Source organism: Bacillus sp. 179-C3.3 HS, assembly GCF_047229225.1.
Classification (GTDB): Bacteria; Bacillota; Bacilli; order Bacillales; family Bacillaceae; genus Bacillus.
Genome location: NZ_JBFEFT010000022.1, coordinates 27226 through 50944, shown reverse-complemented (window position 1 = coordinate 50944; position 23719 = coordinate 27226). Strand labels below are relative to the sequence as shown.

22 protein-coding genes, 4 tRNA genes and 1 other annotated feature are annotated in these 23719 nt (G+C 40.3%); of the genes, 22 read left to right on the top strand and 4 right to left on the bottom strand.

The annotated features are described in order from the left end of the window. The first annotated feature begins 104 nt into the window (after positions 1–104). The 4 genes from AB1K80_RS13510 (at position 105) to AB1K80_RS13495 (ending at position 3144) form a co-directional block, all read left to right on the top strand. Positions 105–1394 (top strand): adenylosuccinate synthase, encoded by a 1290-nt coding sequence (locus tag AB1K80_RS13510; RefSeq protein WP_412857206.1) that lies wholly within the window; start codon positions 105–107, stop codon positions 1392–1394. Positions 1395–1539: 145 nt separating this feature from the next. Then, positions 1540–2562 carry a DUF418 domain-containing protein gene (locus AB1K80_RS13505; protein ID WP_412857204.1) on the top strand — a complete coding sequence of 341 codons (1023 nt, stop codon included), beginning with the start codon at positions 1540–1542 and terminating at the stop codon, positions 2560–2562. Between the two features lie 29 nt (positions 2563–2591). Further along, on the top strand, positions 2592–2906 hold the full coding sequence (locus tag AB1K80_RS13500; RefSeq protein WP_412857203.1) for a hypothetical protein: 315 nt from the start codon (positions 2592–2594) through the stop codon (positions 2904–2906). A gap of 28 nt (positions 2907–2934) precedes the next feature. Next, complete coding sequence (locus AB1K80_RS13495; protein ID WP_412857201.1) at positions 2935–3144, top strand: hypothetical protein; 210 nt, start codon at positions 2935–2937, stop codon at positions 3142–3144. A gap of 32 nt (positions 3145–3176) precedes the next feature. Here AB1K80_RS13495 and AB1K80_RS13490 read toward each other — a convergent pair whose 3' ends face one another. Beyond that, the gene (locus AB1K80_RS13490; RefSeq protein ID WP_412857200.1) at positions 3177–3701 is read right to left on the bottom strand and encodes a peroxiredoxin family protein; all 525 of its coding nucleotides are present in this window, start codon (positions 3699–3701) and stop codon (positions 3177–3179) included. 300 nt (positions 3702–4001) lie between these two features. Between AB1K80_RS13490 and AB1K80_RS13485 the strand changes: the two genes are divergently transcribed. The 11 genes from AB1K80_RS13485 to AB1K80_RS13435 all read left to right on the top strand — a co-directional run bounded on the left by AB1K80_RS13485 (position 4002) and on the right by AB1K80_RS13435 (position 12124). Beyond that, positions 4002–4077 (top strand) — tRNA-Lys (locus AB1K80_RS13485). Positions 4078–4083: 6 nt separating this feature from the next. Beyond that, positions 4084–4155: transfer RNA gene (locus tag AB1K80_RS13480), tRNA-Glu, on the top strand. An 81-nt stretch (positions 4156–4236) separates the two neighbouring features. Next, positions 4237–4313, top strand: a tRNA-Asp gene (locus tag AB1K80_RS13475). A gap of 25 nt (positions 4314–4338) precedes the next feature. Beyond that, positions 4339–4411: transfer RNA gene (locus tag AB1K80_RS13470), tRNA-Phe, on the top strand. Positions 4412–4755: 344 nt separating this feature from the next. After that, complete coding sequence (gene yycF / locus AB1K80_RS13465; RefSeq protein WP_412857199.1) at positions 4756–5463, top strand: response regulator YycF; 708 nt, start codon at positions 4756–4758, stop codon at positions 5461–5463. Positions 5464–5470: 7 nt separating this feature from the next. Beyond that, positions 5471–7309: a cell wall metabolism sensor histidine kinase WalK gene (gene walK / locus AB1K80_RS13460; protein ID WP_412857198.1), complete on the top strand. Its 1839-nt coding sequence runs from the start codon at positions 5471–5473 to the stop codon at positions 7307–7309. Continuing rightward, positions 7299–8675 (top strand): two-component system activity regulator YycH, encoded by a 1377-nt coding sequence (gene yycH / locus AB1K80_RS13455; protein ID WP_412857197.1) that lies wholly within the window; start codon positions 7299–7301, stop codon positions 8673–8675. The genes walK and yycH overlap by 11 nt, the downstream gene beginning before the upstream one ends. After that, the gene (locus AB1K80_RS13450; protein WP_412857195.1) at positions 8662–9525 is read left to right on the top strand and encodes a two-component system regulatory protein YycI; all 864 of its coding nucleotides are present in this window, start codon (positions 8662–8664) and stop codon (positions 9523–9525) included. The genes yycH and AB1K80_RS13450 overlap by 14 nt, the downstream gene beginning before the upstream one ends. A 6-nt stretch (positions 9526–9531) precedes the next feature. Continuing rightward, complete coding sequence (locus AB1K80_RS13445; RefSeq protein ID WP_412857194.1) at positions 9532–10326, top strand: MBL fold metallo-hydrolase; 795 nt, start codon at positions 9532–9534, stop codon at positions 10324–10326. Positions 10327–10400: 74 nt separating this feature from the next. Then, positions 10401–11591: a S1C family serine protease gene (locus tag AB1K80_RS13440; RefSeq protein ID WP_412857218.1), complete on the top strand. Its 1191-nt coding sequence runs from the start codon at positions 10401–10403 to the stop codon at positions 11589–11591. A 68-nt stretch (positions 11592–11659) separates the two neighbouring features. Beyond that, positions 11660–12124: a GNAT family N-acetyltransferase gene (locus AB1K80_RS13435; RefSeq protein ID WP_412857193.1), complete on the top strand. Its 465-nt coding sequence runs from the start codon at positions 11660–11662 to the stop codon at positions 12122–12124. 40 nt (positions 12125–12164) lie between these two features. On the opposite strand, the gene AB1K80_RS13430 is transcribed toward AB1K80_RS13435, so the two are convergent. Both AB1K80_RS13430 and AB1K80_RS13425 read right to left on the bottom strand, forming a co-directional pair. Next, positions 12165–13046 carry an ABC transporter ATP-binding protein gene (locus AB1K80_RS13430; protein WP_412857192.1) on the bottom strand — a complete coding sequence of 294 codons (882 nt, stop codon included), beginning with the start codon at positions 13044–13046 and terminating at the stop codon, positions 12165–12167. Further along, complete coding sequence (locus tag AB1K80_RS13425) at positions 13047–13736, bottom strand: ABC transporter permease subunit (protein WP_412857191.1); 690 nt, start codon at positions 13734–13736, stop codon at positions 13047–13049. 196 nt (positions 13737–13932) lie between these two features. Next, positions 13933–14203, top strand: a binding site (T-box leader). Between the two features lie 108 nt (positions 14204–14311). Here AB1K80_RS13425 and AB1K80_RS13420 point away from each other — a divergent pair. The 7 genes from AB1K80_RS13420 (at position 14312) to AB1K80_RS13390 (ending at position 21032) form a co-directional block, all read left to right on the top strand. Further along, the gene (locus AB1K80_RS13420; protein ID WP_412857190.1) at positions 14312–15172 is read left to right on the top strand and encodes an S-adenosyl-l-methionine hydroxide adenosyltransferase family protein; all 861 of its coding nucleotides are present in this window, start codon (positions 14312–14314) and stop codon (positions 15170–15172) included. A 15-nt stretch (positions 15173–15187) separates the two neighbouring features. Continuing rightward, a complete protein-coding gene (locus tag AB1K80_RS13415) occupies positions 15188–15745 on the top strand; it encodes an ECF-type riboflavin transporter substrate-binding protein (RefSeq protein ID WP_412857189.1) in 558 nt (185 codons plus the stop codon). A gap of 19 nt (positions 15746–15764) precedes the next feature. Then, positions 15765–17480 carry an ABC transporter ATP-binding protein gene (locus tag AB1K80_RS13410; protein ID WP_412857188.1) on the top strand — a complete coding sequence of 572 codons (1716 nt, stop codon included), beginning with the start codon at positions 15765–15767 and terminating at the stop codon, positions 17478–17480. Next, positions 17471–18301, top strand: coding sequence for an energy-coupling factor transporter transmembrane component T family protein (locus tag AB1K80_RS13405; protein WP_412857186.1), 831 nt, complete (start codon positions 17471–17473; stop codon positions 18299–18301). Before AB1K80_RS13410 ends, AB1K80_RS13405 begins: the two co-directional genes overlap by 10 nt. A gap of 162 nt (positions 18302–18463) precedes the next feature. After that, positions 18464–18634 (top strand): CxxH/CxxC protein, encoded by a 171-nt coding sequence (locus tag AB1K80_RS13400; RefSeq protein ID WP_412857184.1) that lies wholly within the window; start codon positions 18464–18466, stop codon positions 18632–18634. Between the two features lie 80 nt (positions 18635–18714). Beyond that, positions 18715–19194, top strand: coding sequence for a 23S rRNA (pseudouridine(1915)-N(3))-methyltransferase RlmH (gene rlmH, locus AB1K80_RS13395; RefSeq protein ID WP_412857183.1), 480 nt, complete (start codon positions 18715–18717; stop codon positions 19192–19194). Between the two features lie 53 nt (positions 19195–19247). Next, on the top strand, positions 19248–21032 hold the full coding sequence (locus AB1K80_RS13390) for an AIPR family protein (RefSeq protein WP_412857181.1): 1785 nt from the start codon (positions 19248–19250) through the stop codon (positions 21030–21032). Positions 21033–21536: 504 nt separating this feature from the next. On the opposite strand, the gene AB1K80_RS13385 is transcribed toward AB1K80_RS13390, so the two are convergent. Continuing rightward, complete coding sequence (locus AB1K80_RS13385) at positions 21537–23615, bottom strand: methyl-accepting chemotaxis protein (RefSeq protein ID WP_412857180.1); 2079 nt, start codon at positions 23613–23615, stop codon at positions 21537–21539. Positions 23616–23719 lie beyond the last annotated feature (104 nt).

The window sequence follows — 23719 nt, the reverse complement described above, 5'->3', positions numbered from 1 at the left end:
TGATTTTAACGTTCGGATTTGGCGTTGACTTTTTGATTGTGCATTGATAAAATAAACGTGTTTGATAGAGATAACGTTTTGAAAGGTTAACGGAGGTGCACGAAATGTCTTCAGTAGTCGTAGTAGGTACGCAGTGGGGTGACGAGGGGAAAGGGAAAATTACCGATTTCCTTTCAGAAAATGCAGAGGTGATTGCCCGTTATCAAGGGGGAAACAATGCAGGTCACACGATCAAATTTGATGGAGTGACTTACAAGCTACACCTCATTCCGTCCGGTATTTTTTATAAAGAGAAAACTTGTGTCATCGGTAATGGAATGGTCGTTGATCCTAAAGCATTGGTCGCTGAACTTGCGTATCTTCACGAACGTAATGTGAGTACAGAGAACCTCAGAATCAGCAATAGAGCCCATGTCATTCTGCCTTATCACTTAAAATTGGATGAGGTAGAAGAAGAGCGGAAAGGGGCTAACAAGATCGGTACGACGAAAAAGGGAATCGGACCCGCTTATATGGACAAAGCAGCTCGTATCGGTATCCGTGTCGCAGATCTATTAGATCGTGAAGTATTTGAAGAGAAGCTTGCTCGTAATCTAGAAGAGAAAAATCGTCTTTTAGAAAAAATGTACGACACAGAAGGCTTCAAAATTGAGGATATTTTAGACGAGTATTATGAATATGGTCAGCAAGTGAAAAAATATGTCGTGGACACGTCTGTTGTATTGAATGATGCATTAGATGATGGTCGTCGCGTTCTGTTTGAAGGTGCACAAGGTGTCATGCTTGATATTGATCAAGGGACATATCCATTTGTGACATCATCGAATCCAGTTGCTGGAGGAGTCACGATTGGTTCTGGTGTTGGTCCTACGAAAATTCAACATGTCGTTGGTGTGTCAAAGGCTTATACAACACGTGTTGGAGATGGCCCGTTCCCTACAGAACTTCATGATGACATTGGTGATCAAATTCGTGAGGTTGGCCGTGAGTATGGTACGACAACTGGACGCCCGCGCCGTGTTGGTTGGTTTGACAGTGTCGTTGTTCGTCATGCGCGCCGCGTGAGTGGTATAACAGATTTATCTCTCAACTCAATCGATGTACTGACAGGAATTGAGACATTGAAAATCTGTGTCGCTTATAAATTGAACGGAGAAATCACAGAAGAATTCCCAGCAAGCTTAAATGAATTAGCGAAATGTGAGCCTGTCTACGAAGAAATGCCGGGCTGGACTGAAGATATTACAGGTGTGAAAAACCTAAGTGAATTACCTGCAAATGCGCGTCATTATTTAGAGCGTATTTCACAATTAACAGGTATTCCACTTTCGATTTTCTCAGTCGGACCAGATCGTTCACAAACGAATGTTGTCCGTAGCGTGTACCGTCCATAAACAAGTCATATAGATGAAAAAAAACACTAGTGAAATGACACATTTTACTAGTGTTTTTTTGTTTAAAAATTTCTTAATTTCAGTGAAACCAACTTCCCGATATTACCAAAATATGATAACTGTATATAGGGGAAGGAGCGTTCATGTGAAAGAAAGAATACGATTATTAGATATTTTACGAGGCTTTGCAATATTAGGCACATTAGGGACGAATATTTGGTTTTTTGGCTATGCAGGGAATACCTTTGCGACAGACCAAATTGCTTATGAGTATGAAAACGGTAGTGTCCTTGAAAGGATTGTCTTGATGCTTGTTTATGGCAAGATGCTGTCACTATTGACCATTATGTTTGGTGTTGGATTAGAGCTGAAATATCAGCAGGCCAAAAGGAAAAATGCACCTTGGCCAGGCACATATTTATGGATTCTTTTGTTTTTGTTTATAGAAGGTTTTATCCATTTTGCACTTGTGATGGAATATGATGTGCTCATGAGTTACGCTGTCACTGGTTTACTCGTGGCATTTATTGTACGTGGAGGGACTCGTCGCATCAAAAAAGGCATGATCTTCTTTGGTATTCTTCATCTCATCGTCATATCCGCACTCATGGTGTTTTCACCTTCGGAAGAAGCATCCTATGATCAAACTGGCGAGCCAATGCTAGAGGAACAGCTTCCGGAAACGTGGATAGCACAGGTTCAAGAACGGTTACAGTATTTCTTGCTGTACAGAGAAGAAGCCATTTTTATCATTCCAATGAATACCTTTTTGTTTTTATTAGGTGTTCGGATGATGAGAGCGGGTGTATTTTATGAAAATGAGCGAGGACGATCGTTGCGGGACACACTGTTCCGAATCGGTCTTTGGATTGGAATACCGCTTAACGCCCTTATCTTTGTGCCGAATGAATTAGTGGAATTCGTCGTGCGCTACGTCTTTTCACCATTCCTCTCGATCTTTTATATAGCGATCATTGCCAAGCTCTTGGCTCGAACTCAATCGTGGTGGATGTGGACTTGGATGGAGCATGTGGGAAAAATGGCGCTAAGCTGTTACATCCTGCAAAATGTAATCTGTTCGATTCTATTTTATAGCTGGGGATTAGGCCTTGGCGGTCAGGTTATTCAGCTGAAGAGATTGAATATGCACGTGTTTGGCTTCAATTAGGAGCAAATCAGGCAATCGACGAGTTAAACGTGAAAAAAATACAAAAGGGTGCGCTCGTCAATCCTGATTTACCTCACGGAGCCCGTTATCCAGAAGACGTTGTTCAACTAGCAGGTTCACGCTTAGTGGATGGCTCAGTCACCTATCATTCGAATGGAGATGGGACAGTCAATCTCTATCAAGTGCCTTTAAGATGGGATGCATCACCAGACATGGAGACCGAGGTTCTTGAACAAGAGACAACACGTATCATTGATCAACCGAAAGTGGTTAAGATCGCTGTTGGACAGGATGAACAGGTGAAGAAGCTGATCGGTTTGTTGAAAAAATCAACATCCCAATAAATTCACAAATCAGAATGGAGTGATCCATTTGTTTTTTAGAAAAATGACTGAAAAGGAGAAGGTAAACGCAGAAAAAGCAGCTGGTTTTGCGTGTATCTTTTATATGCTGGCATTGGGATGTCATGCGATTTATTCGTATATGCAAGGTGATAGACCACCGGTCACTTTTATCCTATTAATCGCAGGTCTCCTCGTGTTTTTCTTAATAGAATGGCTGTTGAACAAAAGACAATCATAAAAAAAGAAGCTCCCATCACGAGAGCTTCTTTTTTATTTTAATGATTGATATTGGCCTTTTAGGTTTTTACGAATGTACTGGATGATTTTGCGTAGTTCGTTGGCGTGCGGTCTGCCAAATGGACTTGTTTGTCTCTGCTGATAGAGTACCTGACCTTTTTCATTTAATAAGAAATAGGCTGGTTCTCCGTGTACACCATGATCTTTATAAGGTGCATCTTCCCCGTGATAGAAGACCTCGTATGCTTTTAATGATGTGAGGTCTTGGTCAGACATGATAGGGAAGGATAGTCCCTCTTTATCAGCGAATTCTTTCAAATGATCAGGCTGATCCGTCGAAATCGCCATCAAATGAATGTTTTTATCTTGAAAATACGATTGCTGCTTTTCTAGTTCTTTTAATTCTTCCACACATACTGGGCACCATGATCCTCTAAAGAAAATGATGAGGTGCCAGCTTTGATGCTCCTCCAAGTGCTGATAAAAGTCGATATGATCCCCCTGCACTGTTGGTAACGAGAAATTCGGCATCTTATCTCCTAATTGAAATGAACTCATCTTATGTCCTCCTTTTCAATATCACCTTGTTTTATGTATAACCATTTATGTGCGGAATAAAACGTTTCCGTGTGTTGTGGAGACCGCTTAGGAGATAGACATTATGATAGGAGACATCAAATCAGACACTTTTTTTAAAAAATGTCGAAAAACGTATTGCCATATGTAATTACTCTATGATATTATAAATCTCGTTGTTATAAAGGTCTCTGAAACTTGTTAGGATGCGATGTTCCAGCTTTTTTGAAAGCTTTTGGTTTGACGCAATACGGCTTCTTCAGATTCACTTTTGCAAACCGAGAGCCATTAGCTCAGTTGGTAGAGCATCTGACTTTTAATCAGAGGGTCGAAGGTTCGAGTCCTTCATGGCTCACCATGTTTTGGCCCGTTGGTCAAGCGGTTAAGACACCGCCCTTTCACGGCGGTAACACGGGTTCGAATCCCGTACGGGTCATTGATTTACTTTAGCGTTAAGCTAATTTTTCCTCACTTGCTTGGGAGAGCACCACGATTGCTTTTTCGAGCAAGTTACTGAGGTCCGGTAGTTCAGTTGGTTAGAATGCCTGCCTGTCACGCAGGAGGTCGCGGGTTCGAGTCCCGTCCGGACCGCCATTTACATATTTATCATCTTCATGATGGCTCGGTAGCTCAGTTGGTAGAGCAACGGACTGAAAATCCGTGTGTCGGCGGTTCGATTCCGTCCCGAGCCACTTCCAAACGCATCTGCAATCGCAGGTGCGTTTTTATTATGTAAAGAACATATAAAAAGGGAGAAGCCGGGCCTAGGTAGGGCCCGGCTCCATAAGAAGAAGACGTTACAATCATATAGACGTTTGATGCGTGTAAAAGTTTCAATAAAAAAGGAAAAAGCCAATCATTTTTGTTTATCATGTCTCTTCCAAGCGTTCACTAGAAAAGAAAGCCGTTATTGTTTTTATCTTTGCCTCGTAAAACGTTATAATAGACAGTGAGCCTTTTTTAAAAAAAGAAAAGGGCCTGATCAAACATGCAAAATTGAGTGACATAGATGCTAAAAATGCAGGAGGAAATCATAATGGAAAAAAAGATTCTTGTCGTAGATGATGAAAAACCGATTGCTGATATATTGGAATTTAACTTAAGAAAAGAGGGCTATGAAGTGCATTGTGCGTATGATGGCAATGAAGCCCTTGATATGGTCGAAGAAATTAAACCGGATATCATTTTGCTCGATATCATGTTGCCAAACAAAGATGGCGTCGAAGTATGTCGTGAAGTGAGAAAGAAATATGACATGCCTATTATCATGCTGACAGCGAAGGATTCAGAAATTGATAAGGTGATCGGTCTTGAGCTTGGTGCAGATGATTATGTGACGAAGCCATTTAGCACACGAGAGCTGCTTGCACGTGTAAAAGCGAATCTCAGAAGACAGACGGCTACTCCACAGGCAGAGGAAGAAGCTGAATCCAATGATATTGAAGTTGGTTCACTAGTGATCTATCCAGATGCGTATGTCGTATCGAAGCGAGAAGAAACGATTGAATTGACGCACCGTGAGTTCGAATTACTTCATTATTTAGCGAAGCATATCGGACAAGTCATGACACGTGAGCACTTACTGCAAACGGTTTGGGGATATGATTACTTTGGAGATGTCCGTACAGTGGATGTCACAGTCCGTCGTCTTCGTGAGAAAATTGAAGACAACCCTAGTCACCCAAGCTGGATCGTGACAAGACGAGGCGTTGGCTACTATTTAAGAAACCCAGAACAGGACTAAGATTCTTATGAGTAAAGTAGGGTTTTTTCGCACGATTCACTTCAAATTGACATTAATCTACATACTGCTGATCATTGTTGCTATGCAGATCATTGGTGTGTACTTTGTAAAACAGCTAGAGCAGTCCTTAATTAATTCCTATGATAATTCCTTGAATCAGCGAATCTACTCGTTATCGTATTACTTAGAACAGGATTCAACGAAAAGTAAGGCTGAATTAAAAGAGGATGCTCAAAAGATATTAAACGATTTTAACAACAAAGATGAGTCTAATGAAATCTCAGAAGTCAGTTATATTGACGAGAGTAGAGAAGTGATCGCCTCTGTGAATAATGGCAACCAAGAGATTGCCGGTAAAAAAATCACCGATCAAATCATTAGCCGTATATTTGCGGTGGGCAAAGATTACGAGAAGAAATTCTATGACCCATCTTCTAATAAACGAGTGCGTATTTCAGCTACAGCCGTGAAGAATGAGAATCAAGAGACAGTGGGTGTGATTTATGTTGTCTCTTCTATGGAAAGTGTTTTTAATCAAATGCGAACTATCAATACCATTTTGGCTACAGGGACGCTGATCGCACTGGGGACGACGGCTTTACTTGGTATTTTTATCTTTAGGACGATTACCCATCCAATTTCGGATATGAGGAAACAAGCAATTGAGCTTGCGAAAGGGAATTTTTCTCGAAAGGTTCGGAAGTATGGACATGATGAGATTGGCCAGCTTGCGACCACGTTTAATTATTTAACGAGAGAACTCGAAGAAGCGCAGCTGATGACAGAGGGTGAACGGAGAAAGCTATCTTCTGTTATTGCCTATATGACCGATGGTGTCATTGCAACGAATCAAAACGGCGCCATTATCCTATTGAACAGCCCGGCACTAGAGCTCTTGAATGTTTCACGTGAAACGGCACTAGAAATGCCTATCACGTCATTGCTTGGTTTAGAAGAAACTCATACATTCGAAGACTTGGTCGAAAATCAAGATTCCATGTTGCTTGAAATTGAACGAGAAGATCAGCTATCGGTGTTACGTGTCAATTTCTCTGTGATTCAGAAAGAACACGGGAAGATTGATGGGTTAATTGCGGTCATTTATGACGTCACAGAGCAAGAGAAAATTGATGCTGAACGCCGCGAATTCGTTGCGAATGTATCCCATGAACTTCGTACGCCGTTAACGACGATGCGAAGCTATCTTGAAGCATTGGCAGAGGGTGCAATTGGAGATAAAGAGCTGGCCCCAAGATTCCTTGGCGTCACTCAAAATGAAACAGAGCGCATGATTAGACTAGTTAATGACCTGTTGCAGCTTTCCAAGTTTGATAGCAAGGATTATCAATTCAATCGTGAGTGGACGAATTTCATCAAATTCATCTCACTTGTTATCGATCGATTTGAAATGACGAAGGAGCAGCATGTCGACTTCATCCGTAACCTGACGCAACGTGAAGTGTATGTTGAAATTGACCAAGATAAAATTACACAAGTACTTGATAACATCATTTCAAATGCCTTGAAGTATTCACCAGAGGGTGGGCATATTACGTTCACAGCCGATCTGGATGAGGAAAAAGGTCTTGTGTTATTCAGTGTGAAAGATGAAGGAATCGGTATCCCGAAAAAGGATATGGATAAAATATTTGAACGTTTTTATCGAGTGGATAAAGCGAGAACAAGAAAGCTTGGCGGTACCGGTCTAGGTCTTGCCATTGCAAAAGAAATGGTTCAGGCTCATGGTGGAGATATTTGGGCTGACAGCATTGAAGGGAAAGGAACGACTGTGACCTTTACTCTTCCGTACAATGAAGAACAAGAGGATGATTGGGATGAAGCGTGAGACCTTTAAAACGATATTACTGACAATCCTAATTGCGATCAGTCTTGTGTTTACGTGGAATATTTGGATGTTCCAGCCTGTCATGCAGGACAAGGCAGATGCCGGCACTAAGGTCGTAGAGAAGAAGAAGATTTCAAGCGACGAGCCTCGCAGTCTCATTGAGGTTGTAAAGCCCCGAGAGATGTTCATCCATTCGAATGGCGAGCATGTGAAAGTGGATCAAAAGGAGCTCTTTCAAAACTTTTGGAATGATGTGAGCCTTTGGGATGCCAAAGAAATTGAGGATGTGTCGGATCAATATTCCGAGCAAAGATTTAAGAATTTCTTCTATGGAAGTGGGGGGCAAGGAAAGACATTGGATCTTGTATTCAATGATCCTATCCCTATTGATATATTCCAAGCGCTGTTTAAATGGCCGAATAAATCCATTGAATACAACTCATTTGATCGGATGATTGTTCCCTTTGAACAGCAGGACAAGGACAACAAGAAAGTATATTTGGTTCTATACAGCAAAGAAATAGTGCTTGAGCTGACCATAGAGTCCGCCAATTACCGTAATCTAATGAACAGTATCGCAGCCGCTCAAAACGAGATGCCGCGTTATGACTTATATACGTTCTCGACTAATTCTAAAAGAGATTTCCTACTGCCGAGAAAGCAAATGCAGCTTGAATCAAAAATGTTCTTTATCGAGACGATTAAGACAAGCATATTCAAGGATGCCTTATTCAATGATCCGAGTCTTGTCGGTGAGGAGTCTAATTTAAATCGGACGGTGTATACAGATGGGACAAGTCGTCTGGAAGCAAATCAAAAAGATCACCGCATCCAATATCAACAGCGCAATATCAACGCTAGTACCGTCTTCCAAACGGGAGATTTGATCCAGCGAAGTGTGAAATATTTCAATGACACGGGAAGCTTTACTGATAATTATCAATACTTCGGTATTAATAGTAATCAACAGTTGTCCTTCCACATGTTTATGGATGGTTTGCCAATCATCAACAGCACCCAGCACCCGTTCGGGATGACTTCCCTTGAAGTGCAATGGGCGAATGAAGATATCTTGAACTACAAACGTCCAAACTATATTCTTGGCAACAAGGCGAGTCAGAGGCAACAGGTGAAGCTGATGAATGGAACAGAGCTGAAGGACTTGATTATCAAGCAGTCGACATATGATCTGGAGAAAATTGAACAAATTTTCCCGTCGTATCAAGCGACTTCCACTGCATCAGATCAAGACCAAACCATGTTTGTTTGGTTGGAGCCGGTATGGTGTATGAAATATAATGGCAAGATCGTCATGTTGTCGAATGACTTGTTGGCAGAGGGGAGCGAGAAGAATGGAGTGGAATAAGACCAAAACGATCTTCATTGTGGCTTTTCTCGTTCTCGACATCTTTCTTGGTTTTCAATACTTTGAAAAACGATCAACCGACCATTTTGCCATCATAGAAAAGACCGATACATTGGAAGAAATGAAGGCAGATGGGATCAAATATGGTAATCTATCAGATGAAGCGAAGATCGGATACCGTATTACAGCTGAAAAAAGGCAATTCACGAAAAAGGATGTGGACGGGTTAATCGATCAAAAGACCAAGAGCACATTCCCGAAAACAGAAAAAGATGATCCTGTTACGTTGCTTGAGATGACGTTTAATGATCCGATCGCTTTGCCAAAAAAGGATATGAAAACAGCAGTCACCAACTTAGTGAACCAGCGTTTGTTGGATGGAAAGAACTATAAGCTTTGGAGTATCGATGAAGAGGCAGGGAAAATCGTCTTTTTTCAAACCTATAAAGGAAAATACATTTTCCAAGAAGGCTTAGACGATACAGACAACATTGGAAAAATCACGTTGAATGTGAACGATCAAAACGAAGTTGTTTCGTACGAACAGTCAATGGTGACATCCATCAATGAAGTCAGAAAAGAAACGCTTGTCCCAGCGCTTGAAACAGTGAAGGACTTGTATACGCAAAACATGTTGAGTCCGAACTCAACGGTGAAAAAGGTAGAGCTAGGCTACTATACACAATATCCAGGTGCAAGCACACAAGTCATGGTGCCTGTATGGCGAGTGGAACTTGAAACCGTAACAGCCGGTTCAAAGAAAAAGACGGAAGAAGAATATTTGATCAATGCCATCGATGGCTCAACACTTGATCATTTAGATAAAGAAGATAAATCTTCATTGGAGTGAGAGAACATGAGCTTGCAGTTCAGTGTACTAGCGAGCGGAAGTACGGGGAATGCATTTTATTTAGAAACAGACGAGCATGCCTTTTTAGTGGATGCTGGTTTAAGCGGGAAACAGATGGTTGAGCTACTTGGCCAGATTGACCGTAAGCCTGAAGACTTGGATGGTATTTTTGTGACACATGAGCATTCAGATCATATTAAAGGGTTAGGTGTCATGGCGAGAAAGTACAAGCTACCGATCTATGCCAATGCGAAAACATGGAAGGCGATGGAGTCTCATATCGGGAAGATCGAGACAGAGCAGAAGTTCCATTTTGATATGGAGACAGTTCAATCGTTTGGCGGTCTTGATGTCGAGTCATTTGGTGTATCTCATGATGCGGCAGAGCCGATGTTCTATGTGTTCCATTACGGAGGGCGTAAGCTGGCGCTCATGACGGATACAGGCTATGTTAGTGATCGTATGAAAGGGATTATCAAATCAGCCAATACCTTCGTATTTGAGAGCAATCATGATGTTGGCATGCTGCAAATGGGGCGATACCCTTGGAGCATTAAACGCAGGATTCTGAGTGATGTTGGACACGTATCAAATGAAGATGCGGCCCTTGCGATGACAGATGTGATTGGTGATGAGACGTCTCGCATTTATTTGGCTCATTTAAGCCAAGACAACAATATGAAGGATTTAGCCCGTATGGCGGTCCAGCAGACGCTTGAAATGAAAGGCTTTGTTGTGGGAGACGGCTTTGATTTATATGATACAGACCCGAAAAAAGCAACCCCGCTTTGCGCCGTATAATTTTATAAACGTATGATTAAGATAGAAGCTTCTTACCAACACTATAAACATCTATTCACTGAAAGGAAGGAAACATAGTGGATTATCGCGATGTAGAGTGGAAGCCGAGACGAAGCCGAAAAGGATATTTCCTATCGGGCTTGATCGGTGTATTGGTAGGGGCTTTTTTAATGGGATTCTTTTTTCCTTACGTATCGGGAAACGACGGGAATCTCTTTGGATGGCAGTCAAATGGAGAGCAGCAGGCTTCACAAGGTTCAGTAAAAACCGTCAATGTGAAGGTCAATGATGCAGTCACAAAAGTTGTATCTAACATGTCTGACACGGTTGTCGGAGTCATTAATATTCAAAAGTCGAGCTTTTGGGAGGAAGCTGGAGAGGCGGGCAGCGGATCGGGTGTGATTTATAAAAAGAAGGATGACACCTTTTATATCGTGACCAATCACCACGTCATCAGTGGTGCCAATCAGCTCGAAGTGAGCCTTCAGGATGGGACGAGAATTGAGGCGAAGCTTGTAGGAAGCGATCAGCTCATGGATTTAGCTGTACTGACGGTTAAGAGCGATAAGATTCAGAAAACCGCCACCTTCGGCAATTCAGATCATGTGCAACCAGGTGAGCCTGTGATTGCCATTGGAAATCCGTTAGGGCTTGAATTTGCAGGCTCTGTGACCCAAGGTGTCATTTCCGGAACGGAACGTGCTATCCCTGTCGATTCAAATGGAGACGGACAGACCGATTGGAATGCAGAGGTTTTACAAACCGATGCCGCCATCAACCCAGGAAACAGCGGTGGTGCACTCATCAATATGGACGGAAAAGTCATCGGAATTAACTCGATGAAGATTGCAGAATCAGCGGTTGAAGGAATTGGACTATCCATTCCAGCGAACTTGGTCATTCCTGTCATAGAGGATTTAGAGCGCTATGGTGAAGTCAAACGTCCGTATCTTGGAGTTGGTATGAAATCACTTGAAGATATTGCGAGCTATCATTGGCATGAAACGTTAAAGCTCCCATCAAAGGTGACAATGGGTGTCGTCGTCATGAGCGTTGAACCGTTGTCACCAGCAGCTAAAGCAGGACTCAAAGAATTGGATGTCGTCACATCTTTTGCTGATCAAGACGTAAAGAATATCGTCGATTTGCGTAAACATTTGTATCAAAAGAAAGTCGGCGACAAGGTAAAAGTGCAATTTTACAGAAGCGGAAAGAAAAAGTCGGTCGAGATCAAACTTTCTCAAACCGATCAGTTTGGGGGATAACCAGTTCCAAGACGGGACTGGTTTTTTCTTTATATTCCTCATAAGCTAGAGGAAAGGGGGCGTTCAAATTGATTACACTACAACCGATGTCACAAACGGATTATGATTCATTGATAGGGGAATCGATAAAGAATTATGCAGAGAATAAGATCTTGGCAGGGACATGGGCGAAAGAAGAAGCCTTCAAAAACGCAGAAGATCAGTTTCATCATTTGCTTCCGCAAGGCATCCATACAGAGGACCATGAGCTGTGGAACATCATAGATGGGGAACAGGTGATAGGTTGGGTTTGGCTATGTTTTGATCCAGATCATCCTCAAAAAGAAGGGTTTATCTATAACTTTTTCTTATTTGAGGCGTATCGGGGAAAGGGATTGGCGAAACGTGCCATTGCAGCATTAGAAAAGCGAGCGAAATTATTAGGGGTGCAAAAACTTTCCTTACATGTGTTTGCCCATAATCAAATTGCGCGTTCACTGTATGAAAAGACGGGATTTTCAGAAACAGGCATCTACATGTCCAAACGACTATAAACAAAGGAGAAGTACCGTGCGGGCAACGTACGGTACTTGTCTATGAGGAAATCATGTCATCTTTCGCCGTGACCCGGTAAAGATCTATTTTACATTGAACGAAAGCACGGATGATGGCTGGGATTTGGGCTTCTGAACGGATCAATAATGAGGTTTCGTCATCACAGAGCAGTAGGTCTGTCCCGACACTTTGCAAGTACTGGGTGAGGACAGGCTTTACCTCATCATCAATCCATGAATGCTTGAAAGTTGCACGAATGTTTGTGGACATGATGGTTTTCACTTGAGGATGAGTACTGTGGGGCACTATTTTTCCTTCAGATATATAAACTGTTCTGGTACAAATACTACTAGTAAACATTGGACGATCTGCTGTTAAAAATACCGTTTTCCCTTCATACTTTAAGGTTTGAATGATTCTCTGGATGTGCACGATTGAATCTGAATCGATATCAGCAAATGGCTCATCGAGTAAAACGAAATCAGGCTGATGGGCAATGGCTTGTGCGATGCCTAGACGCTTCTTCATACCAGGTGTAAAGGCACCAACTTTCTCTTGTTGATAGCGCTGTAAACCAACAAATTCGAGCAATTCTTCATAGTAACTCGTTTTCTGGCGCGCACCGGTAATTTTCGATAGGTAGGCAATATGCTCAATCGCTGTAAGCCCTTCGTATAAATCCGTATATTCAGGCAATACCCCTATATGATGCCTCACTTTTTTGAGTGGAGACTTGTCCATCATCGTAAATGAACCAGAAGTGGGGCGGGAGATACCTGTCACGATATTAAAGAAAGTCGTTTTGCCAGCATCTTTAGGTCCGATGAGACCGAAAATGTCTCCTTGATGAACATCCAGGTCAATTTGATCTATCGCGACTTTTGACCGGTATATTTTTGTCAATCCTTTCGTATGAAGCACTTACACATCCCTCCTTTGAAACAGGAGCGCTGTTCCAATGAGCAACATAGCTGTCATTCCAACATTCATCAGCATAAAAGTCGACGGCTCACTCCAACGTGCATAAAAATAAGGAGTGATGAATTGAAACCAGTGGATAAACCATTCTGACGAAATAACAGAAATCACACTAACGATTGGAAATAGTAAGGAAAATAACATCCCAACAAACATCGATTGCTGCGGGTTTGGAAATAGGATGGATAAAAATAAAGTAAATGAGATCCCTACACTGATAAAGGTTAATATTTCCAATGCATCAGAGAATAGAAATCGGTGTGAAATGACCATATTCAAGACATACGTTATCATAATACAACTGATCCAAAACAGCATCAGCCCAAGATATTTCCCGATGACAATGTTCAAGCGGGTTGTTTTACTGACAAGAAAACGAATCGTTTTTAAGTGAATTTCGCGACTTAAAATATCATGAGACAATAAAAAAATGAGGAAGAAACCAAATAAAGAAATCACGAGTTCATTCCCAATAGAATAGGGATCCTTCGCTTGTTGCCAGTGATCTTGATATGTACCCACCAATGGAAGGCTAGATACAATAGAAGATAAGATGAAAATCATCACAATCATGAAAATAGATTTTGTACTTTTTAAGAGTTGCTTAAACTCATTCATACAGATGGTCCACACACGCTACTCCCTCCCTTCCTCTTTATTATAACGCTGGAAAAGAAAGACTCCATATCTCTCGCTTTAACATTTGTTTAAATTTTAAAAAATGAATCCCTTTTCATTCATTAGAAATTATTGTATTTTTAAAATGTTCAGAAATATATCTTGCTTTATGAAAATACATCATGTATGATAGCTTTAATTCAAAATAGTTAAACAGGCAATGACGAGAGAAAGTACAATCATCAATTTTTCCACAGAGAGCTTCGGTAGCTGAAAAGAAGCAAAAATAATGATTCGAAAAATGGTCTCTGAGCCTCGTGCTGAACATATCCATGATATTAGTAGGTTACGACGAGAGTTGGTACTCGTTATCAAAACCACAGTATATGAGCCAGATTGGAGCTTTGTACTTGTAGAGGCTGTTTAGCGCGAGCTAACAGTAAATAAAGGTGGTACCACGAGACAAATACCTCGTCCTTATGATTCAGATAAGGATGGGGTATTTTTTATTTTCCACTTTTTTCATACAAATGTTCAAATGTTCCACGTGAAACACCACAACCACTTTTAGAATGAAAGGGAGAATTAACATGAGTGAACATGCATTAGTTTTACAATCAGATTTCGGTATTGATGACGGAGCTGTCAGCGCAATGTACGGAGTAGCAAATGCTGTCAGCAGCAACATTCGCATCTTTGATTTAACCCATAACATCCCACAATATGATATTTGGGAAGCATCCTATAGGCTGCTACAAACGGTCACATACTGGCCAGAGGAAACCGTGTTTGTATCTGTTGTAGATCCAGGCGTAGGTTCTGATCGTAAGAGTCTTGTGGTCAAGACAACAAGCTCTCACTACATCATCACACCAGATAATGGAACATTGACACACTTGGCACAGGATATTGGTATCGTTGAAGCACGTTATTTAGATGAAACCATTAACCGATTACCGAAGTCAGGGAAATCACATACATTCCACGGAAGAGATATTTATGCATATACAGGTGCAAGAATTGCATCAGGCGTCATTTCCTTTGAAGAGGTAGGACCAAAGGCCAATATTGACGACATTATTCACCTGCCAGTTGTCAAGGCATTTGCAGAAGATGAGGTGATTACAGGGACGATTGATATTTTGGATGTTCGGTTCGGAAACCTTTGGACAAACATTCACCATACGTTATTTGAACAACTTTCAATTAATTATGGCGATTCAATAGAAGTTACCATTGCCAACGGCCCGAAAAATGTGTATAAAAATATCATGACCTATGGACGATCTTTTGCCGATTTAAAGGTAGGCGAACCACTCGTATATGTAAATTCACTTGATCATCTAGGCGTGGCGATCAATCAAGGGTCATTTGCAAAGGCTTATCACATCGGTACAGGCACAGGCTGGCGCCTTTCGATTCGCAAAGCTCCGCGCATTATATACGAATAAGAAGGAGGAAACATCATGGCAGGTAAACAACTTTCAACGAAAACTGTCGTTGCCATCGGAATTGGCGCAGCCGTCTTTGTGATATTAGGTCGCTTCGCCTCCATTCCAACTGGCATTCCGAATACACAAATTGAAACATCGTATGCATTCCTTGCGTTAATGGCTGTATTATTTGGCCCTGTTGCAGGCGCACTCATTGGTTTTATTGGCCATCTCATTAAAGATGCGACGCTATTCGGCCCTTGGTGGAGCTGGATCATTGTCTCTGGCTTTGTCGGATTAATGATCGGTTTTATCTCAAAACGTTTAAATGTAGAGGAAGGAATCTTCGGCTTGAAGAAAATTATCTTCTTCAATGTAGTGCAAGTCATCACACAGGCTATTGGCTGGTTTGTCATTGCACCAATTCTTGATATTGTGATTTATGCAGAGCCAGTCAATAAAGTATTTTTACAAGGGTTTGCCGCAGGGATTTCTAACATCATCACAGTTGGTGTGATTGGAACGATCATCATCGCGGCTTATGCAAGAACGAGAAGCAAAAGCGGCAGTTTGACGAAGGAGACATCATGAAGCAAGGTGGGACACATACATGAAGAAACCGATGATTCAATTCGAACATTTCGGATTCAAGTATCGCAGTCAATCAGAACCCACATTGAAAGATATTAACCTGACCATTTATGAAGGAGAAAAAGTCCTCATCGCAGGCCCGTCTGGATCAGGAAAAAGCACACTAGCCCATTGTATCAATGGGCTAGTTCCTGCGTCTTATAAAGGTACATTGGAAGGAAGCCTTCATATCGGCGGAAAGAATGCAGAGAAAGAGAACATTTTCTCCCTTTCACAGCTTGTCGGAACGGTCTTACAAGACCCAGATGGACAATTTATTGGAATGACGGTTGGGGAAGACATTGCGTTTTCGCTTGAAAATGACCAAGTCGCTCGTGAAGAGATGAAAGAACGTGTAAAAGAAGCAGCGAGATTAACAGAGGTAGACGGTAAACTCGCTTCATCTGTGCATGATCTATCAGGCGGTCAAAAACAACGCGTCGCCATTGCAGGTGTACTTGTCAATGATGTAGACATCTTACTATTTGATGAACCCCTGGCGAGCCTTGATCCCGCAACGGGGAAAGAAGTCATTGACCTCATCGATCGTCTGCAAAAAGAGACAAAGAAGACCGTGGTCATAGTCGAGCACCGTTTAGAAGACGTACTCTATCGGCATGTAGACCGCATCATTGTCGTCAATGACGGAACCATTGTGGCAGACATGACACCAGATGAGTTACTCGCTTCAAATGTATTGGAAGAAGCGTATTTACGTGAGCCATTGTATGTGAAGGCAATGAAGTATGCGGGCATTTCTATCAAATCTGGAGATTCATTAGCCCAATTACAGCGTCTGACGTTAGATGATGATGCAAAGCATAAAATCGAGCAGTGGATGGAATCGTCCCAGAAGCAGGTAGAAGCGAACAATGCCCAAGACTTGCTTGAGGTACGTGATCTTAGTTTTGACTACCCGACGAGACCAAATACACTCAAAAACATCTCCTACACTATAAAAAAAGGAGAAATGATCAGCATTGCCGGTGCAAATGGGGCAGGCAAAACGACATTGTCTAAGCTGCTTTGTTCTTTTGAAAAGCCAACTGAAGGAACCATCCTTTTAAATGGTGAAGACATCACAGCAGACACGATCAAACAGCGCTCCGAACGAATTGGCGTTGTCATGCAAAACCCAAATCAAATGATTTCCAAACAAATGATTTTTGATGAGGTAGCCCTTGGTCTTGTGCTGAGAGGAGTACAGGAGGAAGACATAAAAGAACGTGTCGAGCGTGTCCTCAAGGTGTGCGGGCTATATCCATTCCGGAACTGGCCCGTCTCAGCCCTTAGTTTTGGACAGAAAAAACGTGTGACCATCGCGTCTATCCTTGTATTAGAGCCGGAGATCATCATCCTTGATGAGCCAACCGCAGGACAAGATTTCAGACATTATACAGAAATGATGACGTTTTTAGAACAGCTCAACAAACAAGGTGTGACCATTCTCATGATCACACACGATATGCACTTAATGCTGGAATACACAACTAGAACCATCGTGATTTCAGATGGAGAAAAAATAGCAGATGATACACCTGCTAACATACTGACAGATCAGTTACTTGTGCAAAAGGCTAGTTTAAAGGAAACATCATTATATGAACTAGCATTAAAAGCAGATTGGCCCAATCCAAATGAACTTGTGGATCGCTTCATTGAGGTCGACAGAAAGGAAAGAATGACATGGCTGTAGATGTACTATCCTATATTGATCGTCCATCTCCGATTCATCGGCTGACAGGGGCGACCAAGCTTATTTGCTTTATTTTATGGTCTTCCGCAGCGATGCTCACGTATGATACAGGCATCCTTGTCTTTATGCTGGTGGCCAGTATCATATTCTTTCAGCTGTCGAAGGTGCGATTTCGTGATGTGTCGTTCGTCGTCATCGTGCTGGTGATTTTTCTACTGATCAACAATATCGCCATCTACATTTTTGCTCCTCAGCAAGGTGTCGCCATTTACGGAACGAAACACGAGTTGTTTCATCTTGTAGGTTGGTACAATGTCACGCTGGAACAGCTTTTCTATCAAATGAACATTACATTGAAATATGCAACGGTCATGCCAGCGGCACTCTTATTTATTGTGACAACCAATCCAAGTGAATTTGCCTCATCGCTCAGCCGAATTGGGGTCAGCTACCGGATCTCTTACGCAGTCGCAATTGCCTTACGCTATATTCCTGATATCCAGCGTGATTATCGAACGATTGCGATTTCTCAGCAAGCAAGAGGCATCGATTTATCAAAGAACGAAAAGCTAGGGAAACGAATCAAAAATGCCTTGTCGATCGTGATGCCACTCATTTTCTCGAGTTTAGAGCGGATTGAGACAATTAGCAACGCGATGGAACTACGCGGTTTCGGAAAGAATAAAAAGCGCACATGGTACACCGCCAAAGACTTTCAAAAAGCAGATTATACGGCGCTATTATTTGTCGGAGCGGTACTGATTGTGTCGCTCGTGATTACATTTGTCAGAGGAACGAGATTTTATAATCCGTTTATTTAGAAAAAAAGCCTTCACAAGGAGTGGAGGCTTTTTCTTTTTGCTGTGGATAAAGCGTGAGTAAAATGGCAAAAGACTATTAACATGTGAATAAATCGGTTATATTGAACAATGAGCGAAATACTTGTGAATAACCAGAGAACGTATGGGAGGAAAAAGAGACATATGCACAAACTATTTTATTCATGTGAAGAACATATCGAAACCGTCCTAGACATGTACATAGATGATCATGAAACACCGCCAGAATTCAGAAAAATCGAACATACCCACAGTTTATCCACAGCCTGTGAATTGTGCGCTGAACACGCAATATATATAGTGGGGAACGAATGATCGGACACAAAATACACAAATTTTATCCACAATTGTTGATAACTCATATGAATAACTTGTTCTTAAGGTGGGGATGACCTGTGAATATATCAATTATCACAGTAGGAAAATTAAAAGAAAAATATTTAAAGCAAGGCATAGCCGAATACACAAAACGATTACAAGCCTATGCCAAAATTGAGATCATTGAGCTCGCGGACGAAAAAGCACCCGAACACCTCAGCGATCAAGACATGAAAATCATCAAAGACAAAGAAGGCGAACGCATCCTAAACAAAATCAACCCAGACGCCCACGTCATTGCCTTAGCAATCGAAGGAAAAATGAAAAGCTCCGAAGAATTAGCCGATACAATAGATAAGCTGGCAATATACGGAAAAAGCAAGGTGTGCTTTGTGATCGGTGGATCGCTAGGATTAAGTGATGCTGTGATGCAGCGTGCGAATGAGAAGTTGTCGTTTTCTAGGATGACGTTCCCGCATCAGTTGATGAGGTTGGTGCTGGTGGAGCAGGTGTATCGGGCGTTTCGGATTTTGCGGGGGGAGCCTTATCATAAGTGAAGTTAAATATCTTTCAAATAAATATTATTACTACTATTAAAAGGAGAATATAAATGAAAAATCCTATTATGAAAAGTTTTCTTAGAGAATTTAAAACTAAATTTGAAATTGAAAATGCTAATGAAAGTGTAGTATTTGAAGATTTTATAAATTATTGTGTCTTAAACAATCATGTTATTGACTCAGAAAGAAACTTTCAGGAGCTTCAAACTGGTACAGCAAAAGCGATTGATGGTATAGCAATTTTAGTTAATAATAAGATCATTTTGAATGAAGAAGATATAAAAGTTTTAATAGATGAAAAACAAGTATTGTCTGTAGAATTTATTTTTACTCAATCAAAAACATCAGAGAACTTTTCTGATTCTGATATAAATTATTTCCTTAAAAACGTACATAAATTTATTTACGAAGAAAAATGCTCAATACCCGAATTAGATAAATACTGGGAATTAAAGAATATTATTTATGATAATTCTCATTTGTTTAGAAAAGGAAATCCTGTTTGTACAATGTATTATGCTACAAACTCTGCATCAACAGAACTTAGTGAGGATATTCATATATCAATTTCTGATGGTATAAAGGCTTTAAAGGGAACTGGAGTACTCTCAGATGATTTGAAGTTTATACCATTAGGTATTAAAGAAATACAAAAATTATACAGAAAAATTGACTCGGACTTAGAAGCTACATTTAAGTTTCCAAAAAATATCACATATGCTTATGATGGAGATAAAATTACATCAGCTTATTTTGGTTTAGTAGATATAGTAGAATATATGAATTTATTAGTTGATGAAGAAACAAAAGGAGTAAAAAATGTATTTGAGGATAATATTCGCGATTATTTGGGGGTAGAAACTAACGAGGTAAATAAAAACATGCAAAAAAGATTATTTGATAACGAGTCACAATTATTTGGTATTCTAAATAATGGAGTGACAATAGTCGCTGACGAAATTAAACCAGTAGGTGAAAAATTCACGTTACTTAATTATCAAATTGTAAATGGATGTCAGACTAGCAATGTGATATTTGATAGTTTCAATGATTTGGAACAACATGGTATTTCTATTCCTTTAAAAATAATTGCTACAAAAGATGAGAGTACAAAGAATGAGATTGTTAAATCAACCAACAGTCAAACTGGACTTAAACCAGAACAATTAGATGCTTTAAATAATTTTCACAAATTACTAGAGGAGTTTTATAATTCTCAAAGAGGAGAACAAATAGATGTACATCTCTATTATGAAAGAAGATCTAATCAGTATAGAAATCAAGATATTCCTCAGACTAAAATAGTAAATATCCCAAAACAAATTAAATCAGTCACTTCAATGTTTTTGGACAATCCTCATGGTGTTTCAGGACATTATGGAACTGTAGCTAGAAAAGTTAAAGATGAAATATTGAGGGATAATGATAAGTTAGAACCGTATTTTATAAGTGCTTTGCTTTATTATAGAGTAGAGTCATTCTTTAGAAAGAATAAAGATTACAAAAGTTTTACTAGAATGAAATGGCATGTACTAATGACAGTAAAATATATGCTTGTTAAAGATGGTAAGTTTAGTCCTAAACTTAATTCAAGAGAAGTTCAGAATTTATCTAACGAGATAAAAAAGAAATTATTAAAAGAAGAAAGCACTAATAAAATTATAAAGAAATCTATTGAAAATATAAAAGAAATGGCAACTATAGAAAAACTTGATTTGTTAGATAGGAAGATATTTGAACGTAAAGAAACCACAGACAAGTTAAAGAAATTTTTGATAACAAAGAATAAAGAGTTTAGGTCTCAAAAAAAAGAATATAAAGTAACTGTAGAGTAGCTTTTAGATTTTATTCGTTTATTTAAGAGATTTCGCTATATTTTCTTGGTTATGGGTATGTAAATTATTAATAAAAGTATTCTTATTCTAAAGCTGTTTAGTAAACTTAACAGCTTTATTTTTGATTTTCTTAGTAAAGTGAGATACTATCAGGGAAAGCCATGCAGGGGGTATTCGAGGTAGACCACAGACTAATAGCAAGGATTTAGATAAAGCTATAAAGCTATAAAGCTGTACGATATCAAGACTCACTTGATAAAAGAAAAAAGTGATCTTACCAAGGTTAGTAAGTCAACATGATATCGGGCGTTACAGAGAAGAAGATCTAATGAAAATCGTGATTACGTTTTGCTTTTTAAAATAGAATAAAACTCTATACAGCAAAGAACTCAGGGTGTAATGCCTGAGTTTTTTGCTGTATACGGTCAGATAACTATCCTGGTGGATAGTTATCTGACCTACACTTTTTATAGTTATGATCATGAACGACTTGGAACTTGCGTGTTATTGCCCTACATTGAACTTGGAGACTACTTTTTGAAGATTATCTGCCATGTCAGCAAGCTCTTGGGAAGTATGAGCAATCTCATTGATAGAAGCTAACTGTTCTTCAACTGTCGCTGAAGTTGTTTGCGCTCCATCCGCGGTATACTCCGAAATCTTCGCAAGCTCTTGAACAGAAGCTGAAACTTCCTCAGTTCCTGCTGACATCTGTTCAGATACAGCAGAGATACTTTGTATCTGATCTATAATACGGGCGGTTGAATGTTCGATCGTAGCGAACAGGGATGCTGCTTCTTCACTGATACGTAGACCCTCACCAACCTGAGTCCTTACGTTACCATTCATAGTGGAATTAGACTGTTGGATCAGGTTATCCATCTTCGTAATCGTCTCACTGATTTCATCAGCAGTATGCTTGGATTGTTCGGATAGCTTCCGTACCTCTCCAGCAACGACGGCAAATCCACGTCCTTGTTCACCAGCCTTGGCTGCCTCAATTGCAGCATTAAGGGCCAGTAGGTTAGTTTGACTAGCGATCTCAGTGATCGCTTCATTCATTCTTCTTGTTTCAATAGAAAGATTAGCCAAGTCTCCGATCATATCTGAAGATTCCATTACAGCTTCTAGAATGCGTTTCATTTGATCACTTACATTTTCGATAGACCCTCTACCTTTTGCAACATCCTGCTCTGTTTGACCGGTCGAATCTACAATTGTATTGGCTGCCTCTGCTATAGAGCCTACGCCTGTGGCCATTTCTTCTACAGCTATCGCCGTTTGGTTGGAGGTTTCTGCTCCAGTTATGGCACTTTCTGCACTTACTTGTAGAGTTTCCGCTACGTCCTGAACAGATTGAACGGTCTGATCCGTACTCTTTTTAATGGTTGCGGAAGAGGATGCCAGCTTTGTAGAGGTTTGACCAAGCTCTGTAACCACGGAGCAAAGGGATAACGTCATCTCATTAAAGTCATCAGCAAGAGCTTTGAATTCATCATCTCTTTTTAGATCTACTTTATTGGTCAAGTCTCCATTTCTTACGTTCTTGGTTCCCTGTTTTAATTTTCTGATAGGAATGATGAACGTACGGATGGTAATCGTCACTAATACAGCAGTTAATAAAAAGGCAATACTAATGACCAAAAGGGTTGTTCTAAGGATCGGTTTAGCTGCTTCAGTATAATCCCCCGTACCAATCAAGGCAGAAATCTTCCAACCTGTCATAGGTTCTGTTGTCGAATATAATTCCAATTCATTGCCTTCGAGAGTAGAATGGGATTTGGTTATTTGAGAGTACTTCTCTTCTTTGTCATCAGGGATATCTTTACCACTACCGGCATCAAAGACTCCTCCAGGCGTAAAGTAATTAATATCAAATATATACCCAGTACCCGTTATGATGGTATTATTCTCATCTGTTACGATCAGAGTACCGTTATCCCCGATCTTTGCGAAATTTATCCCTTCCGCCATCACACCTTGATTAATGCTGAAATTCAATACACCCTGACCATCCTTGAGAGTATGTGAAAAGTTATATTCGAATTTCCCAGTTAAAGATTCATCAGCAGTCTCGGATGAGAAAGCAGTTTGTCCGGATTTGTTCATCCCTTCCAAGTACCATTTAGCTTCTATTGGATTAAAATCACTAGTTTCAACCTTAGGGTGGATGATATATTCCCCTTTATCATTCGCAAGAATAGCTCTGTCGATTTCTGGATGAGTGCTCAGGATCAAATCCAACTTCTGTTGAGTCTCAGCAGAGGTTATGCTCTCAGAATCTAAATCAGATGCTAACAATTCAAGGTTCTGGATTGCTGGCGTAGTATGTAACTTCAGTAGACTCATTACGGTACCTACATTAGAATATATGCCATTTTTAATTTTAAGCTCTATCTCTTGTTTAGCGCTTTCATACGAAAAGTATCCAATCAATACACTAGGAATGAGAAGGACAGCTAAAAATGACGCAATTAAACGATTTCTCATTAATTTGGACTGTCTTTTGCTAAATTTCCAAAAATCTGAAAGTCTAGTTTTGAGCCCCTTTTTTTCTGTTTTTACCGACGATGTCTTTTTCATAAGGGTTTCTTGCCTCCAATATAGTAAGTTAGTCTTGTATATACTATGTATCGACATATATCGACTAAAACTTAGTATCAACATGGGGGTAATAAATGGTTAAA